Origin of the sequence: Marinobacter gudaonensis (assembly GCF_900115175.1) — a bacterium.
In the GTDB taxonomy this organism is placed as follows: domain Bacteria; phylum Pseudomonadota; class Gammaproteobacteria; order Pseudomonadales; family Oleiphilaceae; genus Marinobacter; species Marinobacter gudaonensis.
The window spans coordinates 1,208,545-1,224,219 of sequence record NZ_FOYV01000001.1 but is presented as its reverse complement, the minus strand read 5'-3'; the positions used below and the strand labels follow the sequence as shown (position 1 = coordinate 1,224,219).

The window sequence follows — 15,675 nt, the reverse complement described above, 5'->3', positions numbered from 1 at the left end:
CGATTATTCTGTAAAGGAATGTTAACGGTTTTGTCTTTTTAACGTCTGCTATCTGTCACATTGCTCGCCGACACTGGCCTCTCAACAACACAGACCCGCTGTTTTGAGAGAGGCGAATCCATGGCCAAGCATCACCTTGATTCCAACTATCTGGACCCGAACTACGAGCCGGTAGTCAACCATTCCGGCAACCTTCCGTTCCGTGAAATTCTGGCAGCCCGCATGCAACGTCGCACCGTGATGAAGGGCAGCGTGGGTGCCGCCCTGGCAAGCGTCATGGGTGTTGGCCTGGCTGGCTGCGGCAGTGACAGCAACGGCGGAGGCACCACAACCGGCAACGCCGCCAACACCCAGCTGGGTTTCAAGGCCGTTGCCACTTCCAGCGCCAATGAGGTCGTCGTTCCGGAAGGCTACTCCGCCCGGCCTTTCCTGCCCTGGGGCACGCCGATTACCGGCTCCTACCCGGCCTACAAGCCGGACGGTACCAACACCGGTGCCGAGCAGGAGCAGCAGATGGGCATGCACCACGATGGCGTGCACTTTTTCCCGATTGATCTTAAGGCCGGCGGCAACAGCTCCAGCGAAGGCCTGCTGGTGATGAACCATGAGTACATCAACCAAAGTGAAATCCATCCCACAGGGCCTAACTACGTGGCTGGCGAACGCCCTGCAGACGAAGTGCGCAAGGAAATCGCAGCTCACGGCGTGTCGGTTGTTCACATCAAACGCGATACCGAAGGCACCTGGGACATCGTCTTCGGCAGCCCGTTCAACCGTCGCATCACCGGTAACACCGAAATGGACATTCGTGGTCCGGCCCGCGGCTACAGCAAGCTGGTGACCAAATACAGCACCGACGCCACCGAAACCCGGGGCACCCTGAACAACTGCGCCATGGGCCCGACGCCCTGGGGCACCTACCTGGCGGCGGAAGAAAACTGGCACGGTTACTTCGCGAACAGCGATGCCAACCAGCCCAGGGAACAGGTGCGTCATGGCGTGGGCAGCTCCAGCCGGTACGACTGGGAGTTGGCGCAGGGCGGAGCGGATCAGTACATCCGCTTCAACGTTACACCGGGCACGGGTACGGCAACAGACGACTACCGCAATGAAGCCAACACTTACGGCTACATGGTGGAAATCGACCCCTTCACACCGGAGAGCAAGCCCCAGAAGCGCACCGCCCTGGGCCGCTTTGGCCACGAAGGCGTGATCTTCGCACCGGTGACCGAGGGTGAGCCGGTAGTCTGCTACTCCGGCGACGACTCCCGCTTTGAATACATCTACAAGTTTGTGTCCGCCAAGCCCTACTACGCGGCCACCGCCGGCGGTTACCTCCTGGACGAAGGCACCCTGTACGTCGCTCGGTTCAACGACGACGGCACCGGCGACTGGCTGCCTCTGGACCTGAATAATGCCGACTTCAAGGCCAAGGTAGACGCCGCTGTTGGCACGACCGTCAGCGACATTGTCTTCGATGGCTTCGAGAACCAGGCCGACGTTCTGGTCAACACCCGGCTGGCTGCCGACATTGCCGGCGCCACGCCCATGGATCGTCCCGAGTGGGGCGCCGTGGATCCCAACTCCGGCCAGGTCTATTTCACCTTGACCAACAACAGTCAGCGTACTGAGGCCCAGGTCAACGCGGCCAACCCGAATGCTGAGAACCGGACCGGCCACATCATTCGCTGGAGCGAAAACGGCGATGATTTCACGGCCACCGGCTTCGATTGGGACATCTTCGTGTTTGCCGGTGAGCAGGGCACGGAAACCGTGGTGGATGATGAGGTGATTGTGTCACTGACCGACGACAACATCTTCAACAGCCCGGATGGCCTCTGGTTTGACTACAACGGCCGCCTCTGGATCCAGACCGATGGCTCCGATGCCGCGCCTTATCAGAACAACATGATGCTGGCCGCCAACCCCGAAACCCGTGAGATCAAGCGTTTCTTCGTAGGGCCCGTGGGCTGCGAGGTCACCGGTGTAACGTCCACCCCGGATGTGAAAACCATGTTCGTCAACATCCAGCACCCGGATGGCAACTGGCCGGACGCCAGCCAATCCCGTCCCAGGGATGCGACTGTGATCGTTACCCGTGACGACGGTGGCGTTGTCGGCGCCTGATTCCGGCCAGTCCCGCGGCAACTGACAGACCGCAAACCTGGCGCTTCTGGTTACAGAGTGCGTCGGGTTTGCGGCTTTTTGTTTCAGAAATACTTTTCCCTGCCGATACCTGTGTTAAATACACTAAAGTATGAGTTATTAACTCACATCAATTCTTTAGTCTCCGCAATGGCCTTAAATAAAAGATGCTTATAAAAGCAATTATAAATAAGAGGTTGCTATGGGATTGTTGGATCGTAGGTCGATTCTTTGGGGGGTGGCGATTGCGATTGTCGTGGCGGTCGTCTGTGCGGTGGGGGCGCCCATGGTAGGTCTGGAACCGGTATCGGTGTTGATCGGCCTGCTCGTAGGACTGGCCGTGGCAGCAGGATTCCTGATTGTCCGCGTTCTGGAACCGACGGAGCGGGGCCTTCATGCCCTGAATGATGGCTCGCTGGCGGAAAATCATCCGCTGTACGATCAGTGCGCCCAATTGCTGGCGGATGCCAGGGCTGGTCGCGCGCTGGTGGAAACCCTGGCAGGCAGTGCCGATCGGAACGCTATTTCCGCGGCCCAGGTGTCGTTTGCAGCGGATCAGCTCAAGCTGCGGCTGGATCGGCAGGTGGAGGAAACCGCCCAGATGGCCGACTACGCAGGCCAGATTACTGAGACGGTGCGGGAGTCCTCGGAGCAGGCCGCCGATGCTGCCACCATGGCCCTGCAGAACAAACAGGTGAGTACCGAAGGCCACGATGCGCTGATGTCGGCCATCAGCAGTGTGCGCGCCGTGCACGAGCAGTCTGGTGAGAACCTGCGACTGATCCAGGAACTGAATGAAAAATCCAACCGGATTCAGGGTGTAACCACCACCATCCAGGGTATCGCCGAGCAAACCAACCTCCTGGCGTTGAACGCCGCCATTGAGGCCGCTCGCGCCGGCGACCAGGGGCGGGGCTTTGCGGTGGTGGCGGACGAGGTTCGGCAACTGGCCGGGCGCACGGCCCAGGCCACCGGCGAGGTGGCCGAAACCCTCGAGGAAATCCGCTCCGATACCACGTTGATTGTTTCCCGGATCGAGGAACTGGCCCAGAGCATTGAGCAGGGGCTGGCTTCGGTGGAGAGCGTGGGTGGTCGCCTTGAGCAGATCAGCGAGCAGTCCGACCGGGTGCAGCAACAGGTCGCCCGCATCGCCGAAATTGACCAGAACAACGAGCAGAGTCTGGCCCAGGTGTTTTCAGCCATCGAGACCGTGCGAGACCAGATATCGGAAAGCGATAGCAGCGTCTCGGCGCTGGCGGAGCAGGCGGCAACGCTGATGGAACTGGCGGAAAAAGCCAACGCCTCGTTTGCGCTGAACAGTGACGCCAGCTATCACCGTATTTTCTACGATCACGCCCGCACGGGCGCCGAGCAGATCGGCCAGCTGTTTGAGCAGGCAATCCGGGACGGCAAGCTCTCCGAGAGTGCGCTGTTTGACCGGGAGCGCAAGCCGATCGCCAATACCCAGCCGCAGAAATACGCGAGCAGTTTCGATCAGTTTACCGATCAGTACCTGCCGGCTGTTCAGGAGCAGGTCAAGAATGCCCATGAGGCAATCGTGTTTGCCATTGCCTGCGCGCCCGACGGCTATGTTCCCACCCACAACCGGGATTTTGCCCACGCTCCAACCGGCAATCCGGAGGTGGATCTGGTGAAAAGCCGCAGCAAGCGCCTGTTCAACGACCGCACCGGTATCCGCTGTGGTACCCACAAGGAAACGATGTTGCTGCAGACCTATCGCAGGGACACTGGAGAGATCATGCACGATCTGTCGGTTCCCATCTTTGTGAACGGTAAGCACTGGGGCGGCTTCCGCCTGGGCTACCGTCCGGACAATCACTGACGCGGCCGTCAATCCGGTTCGCCAGGGCTATGGTAGACTTTCTGTGACCGTTACAGAGGAGCTATGCCTTGACTGAACCGGAGTACATTCCCGCCGATTCGGATCCGGCGTCCCGCCGTACAGATCCGGCCCGGAACCTGGCCGTTGTCGTCTACATCCTCCAGGCCCTGTCATTCTTCGTGGGCGGTGTGACCGGCCTGGTTGGCGTGATTATCAACTACGTCAAGCTCGACGACGTTCGCAACACCTGGGTCGAGCGGCATTTCCGCTGGCAGATCCGGACCTTCTGGATCGGTCTGTTGTGGACCGTCATCGGCATTGTCACCACGCCGCTGATCATTGGCTGGTTCATCCTGCTCGGTATCTCGATCTGGATTATCTACCGCATTGTCAAAGGAGCGCTGGCCCTGAATGATGGCAAGGCGCCTTCCTGATCTGGGGGCCATGCCTTCCTACGCAATCCTCTCTCGCCGCTCGAGTGCCGATGGCGCCTGGTGGGTCGTATCAATGTGGTTGATTGGATTGATGCAAGGTGGAAAGAGGCCGTCCGCCTTGTAAAACCCTGTAAAAAAAACACCTTGGCCTGTTATGACAGTTACCCGCGCCTGCTCCCCTTCCTTTTTTGTATCAGTCTGTAAATCTCTGTAAATCCGAAAAATTTTCAAGGCGACTCTGAGGGTGGCCTGCTTCTCTGATCAATCTGACATTACCCCTATGTAATTCAGGCCATCGTGCCCCTTCGGACTTTTCCCTGACTATCGCGAGCACGTCCTGTCGAGACGTGGAACAAGACTTTAAAGGGGCAAAAGGGAATGAATTACAAAACAAGATGGCCAAAGACCTTATTACTTTCCTGCTTGGTCGCGGGGTGCAGTTTAACGGGGTTGGCGGGCGGCGCCGCAGCCGAGACCCGGCAGGCACGCAGCGACCTCTCGCTCATGGGCGTTTACATCGAGCCCGATAGCCAGCGCACTGACAAGTACGGCACGGCCTTCCGCGCCACCTACGGCAAGCGGCTGAGCGAGTCCTGGTGGCTGGAGCCCACCCTGTTTTCCGGTGTTATCGAGGCGGGCCGCACTGGTCTGACCGACTACTACCAGCAGGGTGCCGGCGTCGACTTCAGCTATCGCTTGCCCGGCGAGCGCACCTTCACACCCTTCGGCCTGATCGGGGCGGGTGTTTCCCGTAACGATGTGGCCAACCATTCCGACAGTGAATTCGGCGGCTACGGCAACCTGGGCCTTGGTGTGCTGACATCGGCGATCACGGATTCCGGTCTGAGGCTGCGCGCGGAAGTGCGCTACGTGTACGACACCTTCGACGACGGTCTTTCGGACGTTCACCTCGCTGCCGGCATTACGCTGCCCATCGGCACCACTCGTTCCCAAGTAGTGGAAAAAATCCGGTACATCGAGAAACCGGTGGTGATTGAAAAAGAGAAGCTGGTGGGAATGGCCGATTCCGATTCCGACGGCGTTGTCGATGGCGTCGACCAGTGTCCGAACACCCTGGAAGGGCTCCAGGTCAACGCCGTTGGCTGTGTCGAGACTGACCGGAAGCAAAGCGTGGTGCTGTCGGGGGTTTCCTTCGAATTCAATTCCGATCGTCTGACGGCCAACGCCAAGGACATTCTCGCCAAAACCGCCGACGCCCTGCGTGGACAGCCGGACCTCCGTGTCGAGCTCGCAGGCCACACCGACAGTGTCGGCTCTGCCAACTACAACCAGCAGCTTTCGCAGAAGCGCGCCGATGCCGTCCGGAATCACCTGATTGATTCCGGTATAGCACCAGAGCGGCTGGTTGCCAACGGGTATGGCGAGTCCAGGCCTGTCAGGAGCAACAGCTCGGAAGAGGGAAGGGAACGCAATCGTCGCGTTGAATTCAACGTGATCCAGGATTCAGAAGCGGAGTAATCGCCATGGAAACCAAAACAATGAAAACAATGATGTTAGTGGTCTTTATTGCATTGCTGGGTCTGGCCGGGTGTCGCTCCGACAGCGCCCTGGTCACAGAAGCCTTCGGGCCCGCAAACCCGTTGTTTGACCAGGACGGGGACGGTATCCCGGATAATGAGGATTCCTGCCCGTCAGTTGCCAATTCGGGTAACGACGCTGATGCCGATGGCATAGACGATGCCTGCGACAAGTCGGTTGGCGGCTCCTCTGATATCGATGGAGATGGAGTGCTGAACGGCTCGGATAACTGTCCGACCATCGCCAACCCGAGCCAGCGAAACAGGGATGCTGATCTGACCGGCGACGCCTGTGACACCGACGCCGACGGCGACGGAGTGGCTGACAAGATTGCCAACAGTGATGGCTCATTCTCGGTGAAGAGCGTTGCCAGTGGTGGTGACAACTGCCCGCTCGTGCCCAATGACGGCCAGGCCGATTTTGACGGTGATCAGGTGGGCAATGCCTGCGACACCGACACCGACGGAGATGGCATTAATGACAAGACGGATAAAGGCGATGGCTCCTTTGAGTCGCTTGCGGCCTCGGACGGTGGCGATAATTGCCCACTGTTTGCCAACCCCGACCAGGCCGATGCCGATGGCAACGGCGTGGGCGATGCCTGCGAGACCGATTCAGACGGTGACGGACTGCCCGATGGCGCCGACAATTGCCCGAGCATCGCAAACCCGGGTCAGGAAGATCTGGATAATGACGGCGAGGGCAATGCCTGTGATGCCGACACCGACGGCGACGGAATTGCCGATGACAATGCCCTGGGCCAGCCGCTGGACAACTGCCCGCTGGTGGTGAATCCGGACCAGGCGGATACCGATGGCGACGGCATTGGCGACGTCTGCGATCTGGTGAACGACAATGAATACGCGTGCGGTGTAGAGGGTCAGCCATTCACGCCCATGCTGGCCAGCGATACCGATATCAAGGCTGAAGCCTCGAAAGACCTGTCCGGTTGCCTCCTGGGGTTGGGATTGATTTGCGAGGTGCAGGATCCGGCGAATGTGGTTGACGGTGACCTCACAAACACCGCGACTCTGCAGAACACCGACCTGCTCGGATTATCGACCAGCCGGCTTAAAGTGGCCGCCACAACCGGCTTTGCCTACCCTGGCGCCAATGCTCTGGGCATTGCCTTCAATGAGAGTCCTCAGGTGTTGCAGGCAGATCTGCTCGGTGGCGACCTGATCGTGCGAACCAGCCTGAACGGCGTTATTCAGGAGGAAAGTACCGGCGAAGGGCTGCTGGATCTGGATTTGCTGGGGGCGTCCGGCGTGCTGGGCGGTACCTCAACCAGCTTCCTGGTGTTTCAGACCGAGAAGCGCTTCGACTCGGTGGTTATCGAGTTTGCGCCCTCGCTTCTGTCGCTCCTTAACGAGGTAAACGTTCAGGCAGTGTGTGCCAGCAAGACAGACCTGGCGGTTGACTGACGCAGAACCGCCTGTCATTTCAACCGCAAACGACACAGGGCCGCATCCGCGGCCCTGTGTCGTTCAAGACGAATCAAAGGTAGCTGACGTAGGTGAGCGCGGAGACGCCCAGAAGACAGAGGAGGGAGGCGAGCATCAGCTTAATACCGGGGGCCAGCAGTACCACGTCTTCGGCATTATCCCGCTGACTGGTGGGCCGCAGACCGTTCACGAGGCCACCGCCATCGACAGACCCAGTTCTTTTGCTTCCAGGCAGTCGCAACAGTTGGATCGCTGGCAGGTTTCGGCATCGTGGATGTGCATCCGGGCAGTTGCCGGACCTGTTCGTGGGTTCAGCCCGCGATAGAGCCGGATGTGTCTCTGCAGGGCGTGGGCCGCCTCCTGCCTGGAGGCGAAAGGCCCCAGATCCATCTGTTCCCGGGTTTTGACATACCATCCCAGTACCGTTCGTACCAGACGACCTTCCTGCTGTTTCGCGACTGCTCTGGTTTCTGCACGCATGGATCTGCCCTTGATAAAGAAACGACCGTTCAGTGGACACGTCCCTGTGAACTGCTGCAAAGCATCCTTACGGTAGCAACGGAAGAGTCGGCAAAAAGGTTCCTTCTTTTTTTCAGATAATCCGCTTTTTTCAGGTGCTGTCTTTTCTACCGACAGTTCGGCGTATCCGATCAGTCGCCGGTCACCTCTTTGAGGCGAACGGCACTGAACATCCCGGCAAGCCCCATGAGCCCCAGAACCAGTATGACAGCCACCTCGGAAACCATTGAGACAAGCGCGGTGAGGCCTCCGGTGGCCAGGAGCAGAAACCCGATCACCGTGTTGCTCACCGCCGTGTAATCGGTGCGCTTGTTGCCGCCGGCCATATCCACCAGATAGGTTTTCCGACCGAGCCGCACGCCGGCATGGGCAATACTGAGTACAAAAAAGGCGATCGGGTAGAACCACACACTGCCAATATCGGGCCCGGTAATCAGGGCAACCGTGGCCACCAGCAGGCACACCCCGCTGGACATGGCCGCGCCGCGTATCATCACCCGGCGCGAAGAGGTGTCGGCCGCCCAGCCCCAGAAGCTGGCGCTTAGCGAACTGGCAAGGCTGCTGGCCAGCAGGAACACACCCAGCATCCAGCCGATGTCCGTTTCCTGCTGGGCGAGTACCACAAAGTAGGGGGCGGCCAGCGCTGAGCAGAGTAGCAACGCCCGAGTGATCACGAAGTTGCGGAAGGGGACGTCATCCCGCAGCAATGACAGGCTGCGAAAAGCTTCGGTAATGGCATTGCCACCGCCGCCGGTCTCGCCGTCGTATTCTTCCACATTGGCAAACAGAAGGCCGGCAATTACCCACAGTGCAGCCGCCAGAAGCAGGAGCAGGGTGTAGAATGCGACCCCCGGGTCGCCGCGCTCCCAGAACAACAGGGCCGTAAGTACCACCGTGGCGCTGCCGCCGATGGTTGAGGCGAGGCCGGAAAGCCGGCCGCGACGGGTCTTTGGAATGCATTTTCCCTGCACGTCTTTCATGGACACGGAACAGAAGCCTCGTGCCAGGGAAAACAGCACCAGCGAAGCGATAATGCCGTAGCCTGCCGGGTAGCTTTCCAGAAACCAGACGCTTGCGGCCATGCCGACAACACTCACAGCCTGGCCGAAGCTGCCCAGCGTCCAGAACCACTTGCGCACCGCCTTCTGGCGTACCCAGGCCGCAATCACCATCTGCGGCACCAGCGAGCCGGATTCACGAATCGGAACCAGCCAGGCCACCAGCGCTGGGGCTCCGATGGCACTCATCAACCAGGCCAGAACGGTTTTTGGACTGATCAGCAGGTCACCCAGTTTGGTCAGCACGTTGCTTGCGAGGATCAGGAAAAAGTTGCGCGGCACCTCTCGGCAGGCCTCCTCCGGGATGTCCTTGCATACGCGCGCATCCTCCTCGTTGGCTATGAGGCTGTATAAGCGGTCGATGGTTTCCTTTTTTGCTTCGTTTGCTGCCGGCAAGCCCGGTTCCTCCAGTGAGAAATGCGCAAGAATACCAATACGAAAGGGTAACCTTAAATGCAGCTTACGTGGCGCCTTCCGGATTGGACCAGAGCAGCACGGTCGCCAGGTGCCAAGTGGCGGCGGCCGAATAAGCCCCTTGCCCCGCGCAGGGTAGATCGGGCCTAATACCCGGGCAATCAGGGAGTACGCCATGCTGAGTTACCTTCACGGCTTCCATGCCGGAAACTTTGCCGATGTCCAGAAACACGGGGCCCTGAGTCTGGTCCTTTCGATGATGCAGTCAAAAGCCTCCGGGATTGCCTGCTTTGATACCCACGCCGGCAGTGCCCTGTACGACCTGCACAGTGAGCGGGCACGGAAGACTGCCGAGGCAGACTCGGGTATCCAGAGAGTGTGGCAGGCCCGCGCGAGCCTGACATCACCGGACTGGCAGCCGTTGCTGGACATCCTGGCCCAGTGTAACCAGGGCCAGGACGGTCTGGTGAACTACCCTGGCTCTCCGGCCTGGTTCCGGCAATGTTTACGCCCCCAGGACGACCTGACCGCGTTCGAGTTGCATCCGGCCGAAGGCGAGCATCTCGCGCAGTGGGCAGGCTCCGGGCGTCTCCGGGTGATCCGCCAGGATGGGCTCGCGGGTCTGCTGCGGCACCTGCCGCCACGACAGCCGCGCTTGCTGGTGCTGATCGATCCTTCCTATGAGGTCAAGACCGAGTACCAGGAAGTGGCAAGGACCCTGGAGAAAGCCTGGCAGAAGTGTCGCCATGGCGTGTACCTGATCTGGTACCCGATCCTGGCCAGTGGTGCCCACGAGGCACTGACATCGGCTGTGAAGACCGGCGGTGTACACAAGGTCCTGACATCCGAGGTCCGCCTGCGCAAGCCGCCGGAGCGGGGCATGACAGGTTCGGGCCTGCTGGTTGTCAATCCGCCCTGGGGCTTTGACACTCGCTTCACTGCCATGCTCAATGACGTGGCCGGGGATCAGGTGCTGAATCTTTCCCATCACATGGACTGGCTGGTACCGGAATAGGAGGCCGAGATGAAGAATCAGAAACAGGCCATGCTCTATGGCCTTGGTACGGTGTTGCTGTGGTCCACGGTTGCCACCGCCTTCAAGCTGGCCCTGAGGGACCTGGCGCCGGTGCAGATGCTGTTGATTGCCGTGGCCGCCTCCGTCCTGGTCATGGCCATTATCCTGATGCTGCAGGGGCGTTGGCATCTGGTGTTCTCGCTGAGCAGGCAGCAATACGTCCAATCCATCGGCATGGGCCTGATCAATCCCTGCCTCTACTATTTTTTCCTGTTCGGCGCCTTTGACCGGTTGCCGGCCCAGGAGGCGCAGCCGCTCAATTACACCTGGGCCCTGGTGCTGGCCTATCTGTCCGTGCCCTTTCTGGGTCAGCGGCTGCGGCGGCTCGATATCATTGCGGGGCTTGTGTGCTATGCCGGTGTGGTGGTGATCGCCACTCGAGGCGCGGTTACCTCGCTGAGCTTCGAGGACCCCATCGGGGTTTCCCTGGCACTGGGCAGCACGGTCATCTGGGCTTCCTACTGGATCATTGCCACCCGCGATACCCGGGACCCTGTGGTGGGGCTGTTCCTGAATTTCCTGTTTGGCCTGCCGGTCATCGCGGTGATCTGCTGGTGGACCGAGGGGCTGGACTTTGCACTCGGGACCTCTCTGGCGGCAGCGCTTTACGTGGGGGTGTTCGAGATGGGCATTGCCTTTGTGCTCTGGTCCTACGCCATGAAAAAGGCGGAGAACACCTCCAAGGTGAGCAACCTGATTTTTATTTCGCCCTTCCTGTCACTGGTGTTTATCTACTTCATCCTGGGCGAGCACATTCTTTATTCCACCTACATCGGGCTGGTATTGATCATGGCCGGGTTGTGGCTGCAACAGCGCAGGGTCAAGGCCAGGGAAGAGGCGCTGGTTGATGGCGGGTGAGTGGTTCGTCTACATGGTGCGGACAGCCCAGGGCGCGCTCTACACCGGCATTACCACGGATGTCGAGCGGCGGTTCGGTGAGCACCAGGCGGGCGCCCCCAGGGGCGCCCGCAGTCTGTGGGGCAAAGGCCCGCTGGAGCTGGTGTTCAGAGCTCCAGCCGGGGACCGGAGCCGGGCGTCCAGACTGGAGTGGCAGATCAAACAGTGGCCCAGGGCGCGCAAGGAAGCCCTGGCCCGGGGTGAATTCAGTCTGCCAGATGACGTCTGATGTGCTCGCCGGCGCGGGACATGGCCGCGGTGGCCCGATCCAGTTGACCACTGTGCACCTGAAACACGTGCCACAGGCTGTTATACACCTCCAGCCGCAAGTCCCCATCAGCTTCGGCAGCCTTCCGGGCGAGGCGCTCGGCGTCGTTCAGCAGGATTTCCTCGCTTCCGGCCTGGATCAGCATCGGTGGCAGGTCTCCCAGATCCCCGAAGATTGGCGATACCAGTGGATGGCTCAGCGGTGTGTCACCGGCATAGAGTCTGGCGGCCTTTGAGGTCCACGCCGCCTGCAGTACCGGTTCCCGTTCCGGCGCATAGAGATGCTCCTGGGTCAGGTCGACCCAGGGCGAGAACACCGTCAGGGACGAGGGCAGCGGCTGCCCACGGTCACGCAGTCGCATGGCCAGGGCCAGAGCCAGGCCGCCACCGGCGGAATCCCCCGCAACGGCGATCTGCTCGGGCCTGAAGCCCGCCTCAAGCAACGCCAGCCAGCAGGCTTCGGCGTCGTCCAGTGCGGCGGGAAATGGGTGCTCAGGCGCCAGCCGGTAGTCCGGTGTCAGTACCGTACAGCCACTGGTTTTGGCGAGATGGCCGGTAATGCCACGATGGGTTGCGGAGGAGCCGATGATGTAACCGCCGCCATGCAGGTAGAGCACGGCGCCCCGGGAGTCGGAACCAAAGGTGGCACGGGTGGCGGGTACCGTAGCCAGCGTGGTTTCCTCGAACCTGGCGCCACGGGGCGGGAACGAGCTGCGATAGGCCTGGCGGATGATTCTTCTCTGAACCGGCACCGGAATGGCCGGGTGGAGCATCGGCCGGACCAGGCGATTCATGGTCTGGCGCAGGGCCGTCTCCAGAAGCTGCTGCAACATCTGTGTCTTTACTCCGCTATGGGTTAGGATTGAAGGCCGAATTCAGGAACTCATTCATAACAGGCGTTTAACTCTACGTGTACTGGAAAACGGATACCATAGAAATACCGGATTGGGACAGACACTCACTCCTGGAGCGGTTGGAGCCGTTTGATCCGGACCGTCCACGGGAGCTCAGCGCCGAAATGGTGGAATACTGCCGTTTCTATGGCCTCGACCTCTGGGTTGAGCACCCTGGTGTGAATTACCACCAGGGTTACGCCAAGGCCGGTGGCCATGAAGTGATGGTTCATTATTTCCGTCTTCCCGATTCGCAACCGCAACGGGGTACGGTGTTCATTCTCCACGGTTATTTCGACCATGTGGGGCTTTACACCCAGTTGATTGATCGGTGCCTGGGGGCGGGCTTTGATGTGCTGGCCTACGATCAGCCGGGCCACGGCCTGTCCAGTGGCACGCCAGCGGCCATTGGCAGCTTCCTGGAGTACCAGGGCGTGCTGGCGGATGTCATGGCCACCGTCCGTGGGCGGATTCGGGAACCCTGGTTTGCGGTAGGTCAGAGCACCGGAGGCGCCATACTGATTGATTACCTGCTGTCCAACCAGCACAACCAGCAGACCTCGGACTTTCAGAAAGTCGTTCTGCTGGCGCCGCTGATCCGCCCCATGGGCTGGGTCAGCGCCAAGGTACTGCACAGCATGATGCGGCCGTTCATTTCCCGGTGGCGCCGTGTGTTCGCCGATAACAGCGGTAACACGCGGTTCCTTCGGTTCCTGCGGGAGCACGATCCGCTGCAGGCAAGGGCGGTTCATGTCGACTGGGTAACCGCTCTTCGCAAGTGGGTGCCGCACATCGAGTCGGCGCGGCCAGTCGATTTTCCGGTAACCGTTGTGCAGGGTGAAAAGGACCTGACGGTCGACTGGCAGCACAACCTGAGAATTATCCGGAATAAATTTTCCTCGGTGGAGGAACTGAGAATCCCCGACGGGCGTCATCATCTTGTAAATGAAGCCCAGGATTTGCAGGCAACCGTATTCAATACCATTATTGATACATTCACCAACCCGGCAAGCGATACTGGTACCCAGGTTCAGCGTCGTCCGGGAAGCACAAGGCACGGGAGAAAACTGTGAAAAAGACAATACTTGCGTTTGCAGTGGCAACGGTCGGTCTCGGCGGCTGTATGACCTACGACCCCTACACCGGCGAGGAGAAAACCTCGAATGCAACCAAAGGCAGCATCATCGGCGCTATCGGCGGTGCAGCTATCGGTGCAGCCACTTCCAGCAAGAGTGACCGGGGCAAGGGCGCGCTTATTGGCGCGGCCGGCGGCGCCGCGATCGGTGGTGGCATCGGCTACTACATGGACAAGCAGGAAGCGGAGCTGCGGCGCAAGCTTGAGGGCACCGGCGTGCGGGTGGTGCGCAATGGCGACCAGATTGAGCTGGTCATGCCGGGCAACATCACCTTCGACCTGAACCAGTCGTCCATTCAGCCATCATTCATGGACACCCTGGAGTCCGTGGCGCTGGTGCTGAAGGAGTACGACAAGACCATCATCCAGATCGAGGGTCACACCGACAGCTCCGGCTCTGACAGCTATAACCAGCTGCTGAGCGAGCAGCGCGCGAACTCGGTCCGTGATTTCCTGCTCAATCAGGGTATCGAACCCAAGCGCACCCGGGCCGTGGGCTACGGTGAGCGCTATCCCATCGCGTCCAACGACACCGCAGCCGGCCGAGAGCAGAACCGTCGGGTAGAGCTGACCCTGGTGCCGATGCAGTAAAACGGCGCTGTCAGGCACAAAAAAACCGGAGCCATGCTCCGGTTTTTTTGTGCCTGGCGACAGGCGGTATCAGAACAGAACGCGACACCGAATCGTGCCTTTCACCTGGCGCAGCTTTTCCAGTGCCAGCTCGCCGTAGGCCTTGTCGACGTCCACCACCACATAGCCAATGTCTTCCTTGGTCTGCAGGTACTGGCCGCATACGTTGATGCCGTTTTCCGAGAACACCTGGTTGATCTCGGACATCACGCCCGGCACGTTCTCGTGGATGTGCAGCAAGCGGTGCTGGTTCGGGTGCGAGGGCAGAGCCACCTCCGGGAAGTTGACGGACGAGACCGAGGTGCCGTTGTCGCTGTACATGGCCAGCTTTTCCGCCACTTCGCGACCGATGTTTTCCTGGGCCTCAATGGTGGAGCCGCCCACGTGCGGGGTCAGGATCACGTTGTCGAACTCGCGCAGCGGGGAGACGAACTCCTCGTCGTTGGACTTGGGCTCGACCGGGAACACGTCGATGGCGGCGCCCAGCAGCTTGCCACTGCGCAGGGAATCGGCCAGTGCGTCGATGTCTACCACAGTGCCCCGGGAGGCGTTCATCAGGATGCTGCCTGGCTTCATCTGGGCGAACTGCTCGGCCTTGAACATGTACTTGGTGGCCGGTGTTTCCGGCACATGCAGGCTCACTACATCCGCAATGTTCAGCAACTCCTGCAGCGTGCCCACCTGGGTGGCGTTACCGATAGGCAGCTTGGACACCACGTCGTAGAAGTACACGTCCATGCCCAGCCCTTCGGCCAGTACGCTGAACTGGGTGCCGATGTTGCCATAGCCGATGATGCCCAGTTTCTTGCCGCGGATCTCGTAGCTGTCCTTGGCGGACTTCAGCCACTCGCCCCGATGGGCCTTGGCGTTTTTCTCAGGCACGCCACGCAGCAGCAGGATGGCCTGGGCCAGTACCAGTTCCGCCACCGAGCGGGTATTGGAGAAGGGCGCGTTGAAGACGGCAATGCCACGGCGGGTGGCGGCCTGCAGGTCAACCTGGTTGGTGCCAATGCAGAAGCAGCCCACGGCCACCAGCTTGTTGGCGGCTTCAAATACTTTCTCGGTCAGCTGGGTGCGGGAGCGAATACCGACGAAGTGCGCATCGGCAATCTTCTCGATCAGGTCTTCCTCGGCCAGCGAATGAGTCAGATACTCGATATTGGTGTAGCCCGCAGCGTTCAGGGTATCAATGGCAGATTGATGCACGCCTTCCAGCAGCAGGATCCGGATTTTGCTCTTTTCAAGAGACGTATTTGACATGGGCTTGCTTCCGAACCTTTCGTCACGTGAAATGACCCGTGGCCAGTGATCGTCAGGGCTGGCTCACAGAACAGGGGCGGTATGATACCATAAACGCAGATTTTCACAGCGCGCCGGTTTG

The 15,675-nt window shown here is 60.1% G+C and carries 15 protein-coding genes; 10 read left to right on the top strand and 5 right to left on the bottom strand.

Going from position 1 to position 15,675, the window contains the following annotated elements:
* Positions 1–120 precede the first annotated feature (120 nt).
* The 5 genes from BM344_RS05525 (at position 121) to BM344_RS05505 (ending at position 7,385) form a co-directional block, all read left to right on the top strand.
* Positions 121–2,127, top strand: a complete 2,007-nt coding sequence (locus BM344_RS05525; RefSeq protein WP_091986965.1) for a PhoX family protein — start codon at positions 121–123, stop codon at positions 2,125–2,127.
* A 220-nt stretch (positions 2,128–2,347) separates the two neighbouring features.
* Positions 2,348–3,988, top strand: a complete 1,641-nt coding sequence (locus BM344_RS05520) for a methyl-accepting chemotaxis protein (protein ID WP_091986963.1) — start codon at positions 2,348–2,350, stop codon at positions 3,986–3,988.
* 68 nt (positions 3,989–4,056) lie between these two features.
* Positions 4,057–4,422, top strand: coding sequence for a DUF4870 family protein (locus BM344_RS05515; RefSeq protein ID WP_091986960.1), 366 nt, complete (start codon positions 4,057–4,059; stop codon positions 4,420–4,422).
* A 450-nt stretch (positions 4,423–4,872) separates the two neighbouring features.
* The gene (locus BM344_RS05510; RefSeq protein WP_167363215.1) at positions 4,873–5,901 is read left to right on the top strand and encodes an OmpA family protein; all 1,029 of its coding nucleotides are present in this window, start codon (positions 4,873–4,875) and stop codon (positions 5,899–5,901) included.
* A 5-nt stretch (positions 5,902–5,906) separates the two neighbouring features.
* A complete protein-coding gene (locus tag BM344_RS05505) occupies positions 5,907–7,385 on the top strand; it encodes a thrombospondin type 3 repeat-containing protein (protein ID WP_091986955.1) in 1,479 nt (492 codons plus the stop codon).
* Between the two features lie 73 nt (positions 7,386–7,458).
* Here BM344_RS05505 and BM344_RS17550 read toward each other — a convergent pair whose 3' ends face one another.
* The 3 genes from BM344_RS17550 to BM344_RS05495 form a co-directional block, all read right to left on the bottom strand.
* Positions 7,459–7,596, bottom strand: coding sequence for a hypothetical protein (locus BM344_RS17550; RefSeq protein WP_167363214.1), 138 nt, complete (start codon positions 7,594–7,596; stop codon positions 7,459–7,461).
* Positions 7,593–7,886: a DUF6316 family protein gene (locus BM344_RS05500; RefSeq protein WP_139229627.1), complete on the bottom strand. Its 294-nt coding sequence runs from the start codon at positions 7,884–7,886 to the stop codon at positions 7,593–7,595. Before BM344_RS05500 ends, BM344_RS17550 begins: the two co-directional genes overlap by 4 nt.
* A gap of 170 nt (positions 7,887–8,056) precedes the next feature.
* Complete coding sequence (locus BM344_RS05495) at positions 8,057–9,379, bottom strand: MFS transporter (protein ID WP_091986949.1); 1,323 nt, start codon at positions 9,377–9,379, stop codon at positions 8,057–8,059.
* Positions 9,380–9,572: 193 nt separating this feature from the next.
* Between BM344_RS05495 and BM344_RS05490 the strand changes: the two genes are divergently transcribed.
* Genes BM344_RS05490 through BM344_RS05480 form a run of 3 tightly spaced genes read left to right on the top strand, consistent with a single transcriptional unit; the run spans position 9,573 to position 11,598 of the window.
* The gene (locus BM344_RS05490; protein ID WP_091986946.1) at positions 9,573–10,412 is read left to right on the top strand and encodes a 23S rRNA (adenine(2030)-N(6))-methyltransferase RlmJ; all 840 of its coding nucleotides are present in this window, start codon (positions 9,573–9,575) and stop codon (positions 10,410–10,412) included.
* A 9-nt stretch (positions 10,413–10,421) separates the two neighbouring features.
* Complete coding sequence (locus BM344_RS05485; RefSeq protein WP_091986943.1) at positions 10,422–11,330, top strand: DMT family transporter; 909 nt, start codon at positions 10,422–10,424, stop codon at positions 11,328–11,330.
* Positions 11,320–11,598: a GIY-YIG nuclease family protein gene (locus tag BM344_RS05480; protein ID WP_091986941.1), complete on the top strand. Its 279-nt coding sequence runs from the start codon at positions 11,320–11,322 to the stop codon at positions 11,596–11,598. The genes BM344_RS05485 and BM344_RS05480 overlap by 11 nt, the downstream gene beginning before the upstream one ends.
* Here the strand turns inward: BM344_RS05480 and BM344_RS05475 are convergent.
* Complete coding sequence (locus tag BM344_RS05475) at positions 11,576–12,469, bottom strand: alpha/beta hydrolase (protein WP_091986938.1); 894 nt, start codon at positions 12,467–12,469, stop codon at positions 11,576–11,578. The two genes, BM344_RS05480 and BM344_RS05475, sit on opposite strands and share 23 nt — an antisense overlap.
* A 77-nt stretch (positions 12,470–12,546) precedes the next feature.
* Here BM344_RS05475 and BM344_RS05470 point away from each other — a divergent pair, with 77 nt between their 5' ends.
* On the top strand, positions 12,547–13,602 hold the full coding sequence (locus tag BM344_RS05470) for an alpha/beta hydrolase (RefSeq protein WP_091986935.1): 1,056 nt from the start codon (positions 12,547–12,549) through the stop codon (positions 13,600–13,602).
* Complete coding sequence (locus BM344_RS05465) at positions 13,599–14,255, top strand: OmpA family protein (RefSeq protein ID WP_091986933.1); 657 nt, start codon at positions 13,599–13,601, stop codon at positions 14,253–14,255. Before BM344_RS05470 ends, BM344_RS05465 begins: the two co-directional genes overlap by 4 nt.
* 69 nt (positions 14,256–14,324) lie before the next feature.
* Here BM344_RS05465 and serA read toward each other — a convergent pair whose 3' ends face one another.
* Positions 14,325–15,554, bottom strand: a complete 1,230-nt coding sequence (gene serA / locus BM344_RS05460) for a phosphoglycerate dehydrogenase (protein ID WP_091986930.1) — start codon at positions 15,552–15,554, stop codon at positions 14,325–14,327.
* Positions 15,555–15,675: the final 121 nt, after the last annotated feature.

Bases quoted from the DNA above. Each gene is read 5' to 3' on its own strand.
- BM344_RS05525 (WP_091986965.1), top strand. From the start codon at position 121: ATGGCCAAGCATCACCTTGATTCCAACTATCTGGACCCGAACTACGAG.
- BM344_RS05520 (WP_091986963.1), top strand. From the start codon at position 2,348: ATGGGATTGTTGGATCGTAGGTCGATTCTTTGGGGGGTGGCGATTGCG.
- BM344_RS05505 (WP_091986955.1), top strand. From the start codon at position 5,907: ATGGAAACCAAAACAATGAAAACAATGATGTTAGTGGTCTTTATTGCA.
- BM344_RS05500 (WP_139229627.1), bottom strand. From the start codon at position 7,886: ATGCGTGCAGAAACCAGAGCAGTCGCGAAACAGCAGGAAGGTCGTCTG.
- BM344_RS05490 (WP_091986946.1), top strand. From the start codon at position 9,573: ATGCTGAGTTACCTTCACGGCTTCCATGCCGGAAACTTTGCCGATGTC.
- BM344_RS05485 (WP_091986943.1), top strand. From the start codon at position 10,422: ATGAAGAATCAGAAACAGGCCATGCTCTATGGCCTTGGTACGGTGTTG.
- BM344_RS05480 (WP_091986941.1), top strand. From the start codon at position 11,320: ATGGCGGGTGAGTGGTTCGTCTACATGGTGCGGACAGCCCAGGGCGCG.
- BM344_RS05475 (WP_091986938.1), bottom strand. From the start codon at position 12,469: ATGTTGCAGCAGCTTCTGGAGACGGCCCTGCGCCAGACCATGAATCGC.
- serA (WP_091986930.1), bottom strand. From the start codon at position 15,554: ATGTCAAATACGTCTCTTGAAAAGAGCAAAATCCGGATCCTGCTGCTG.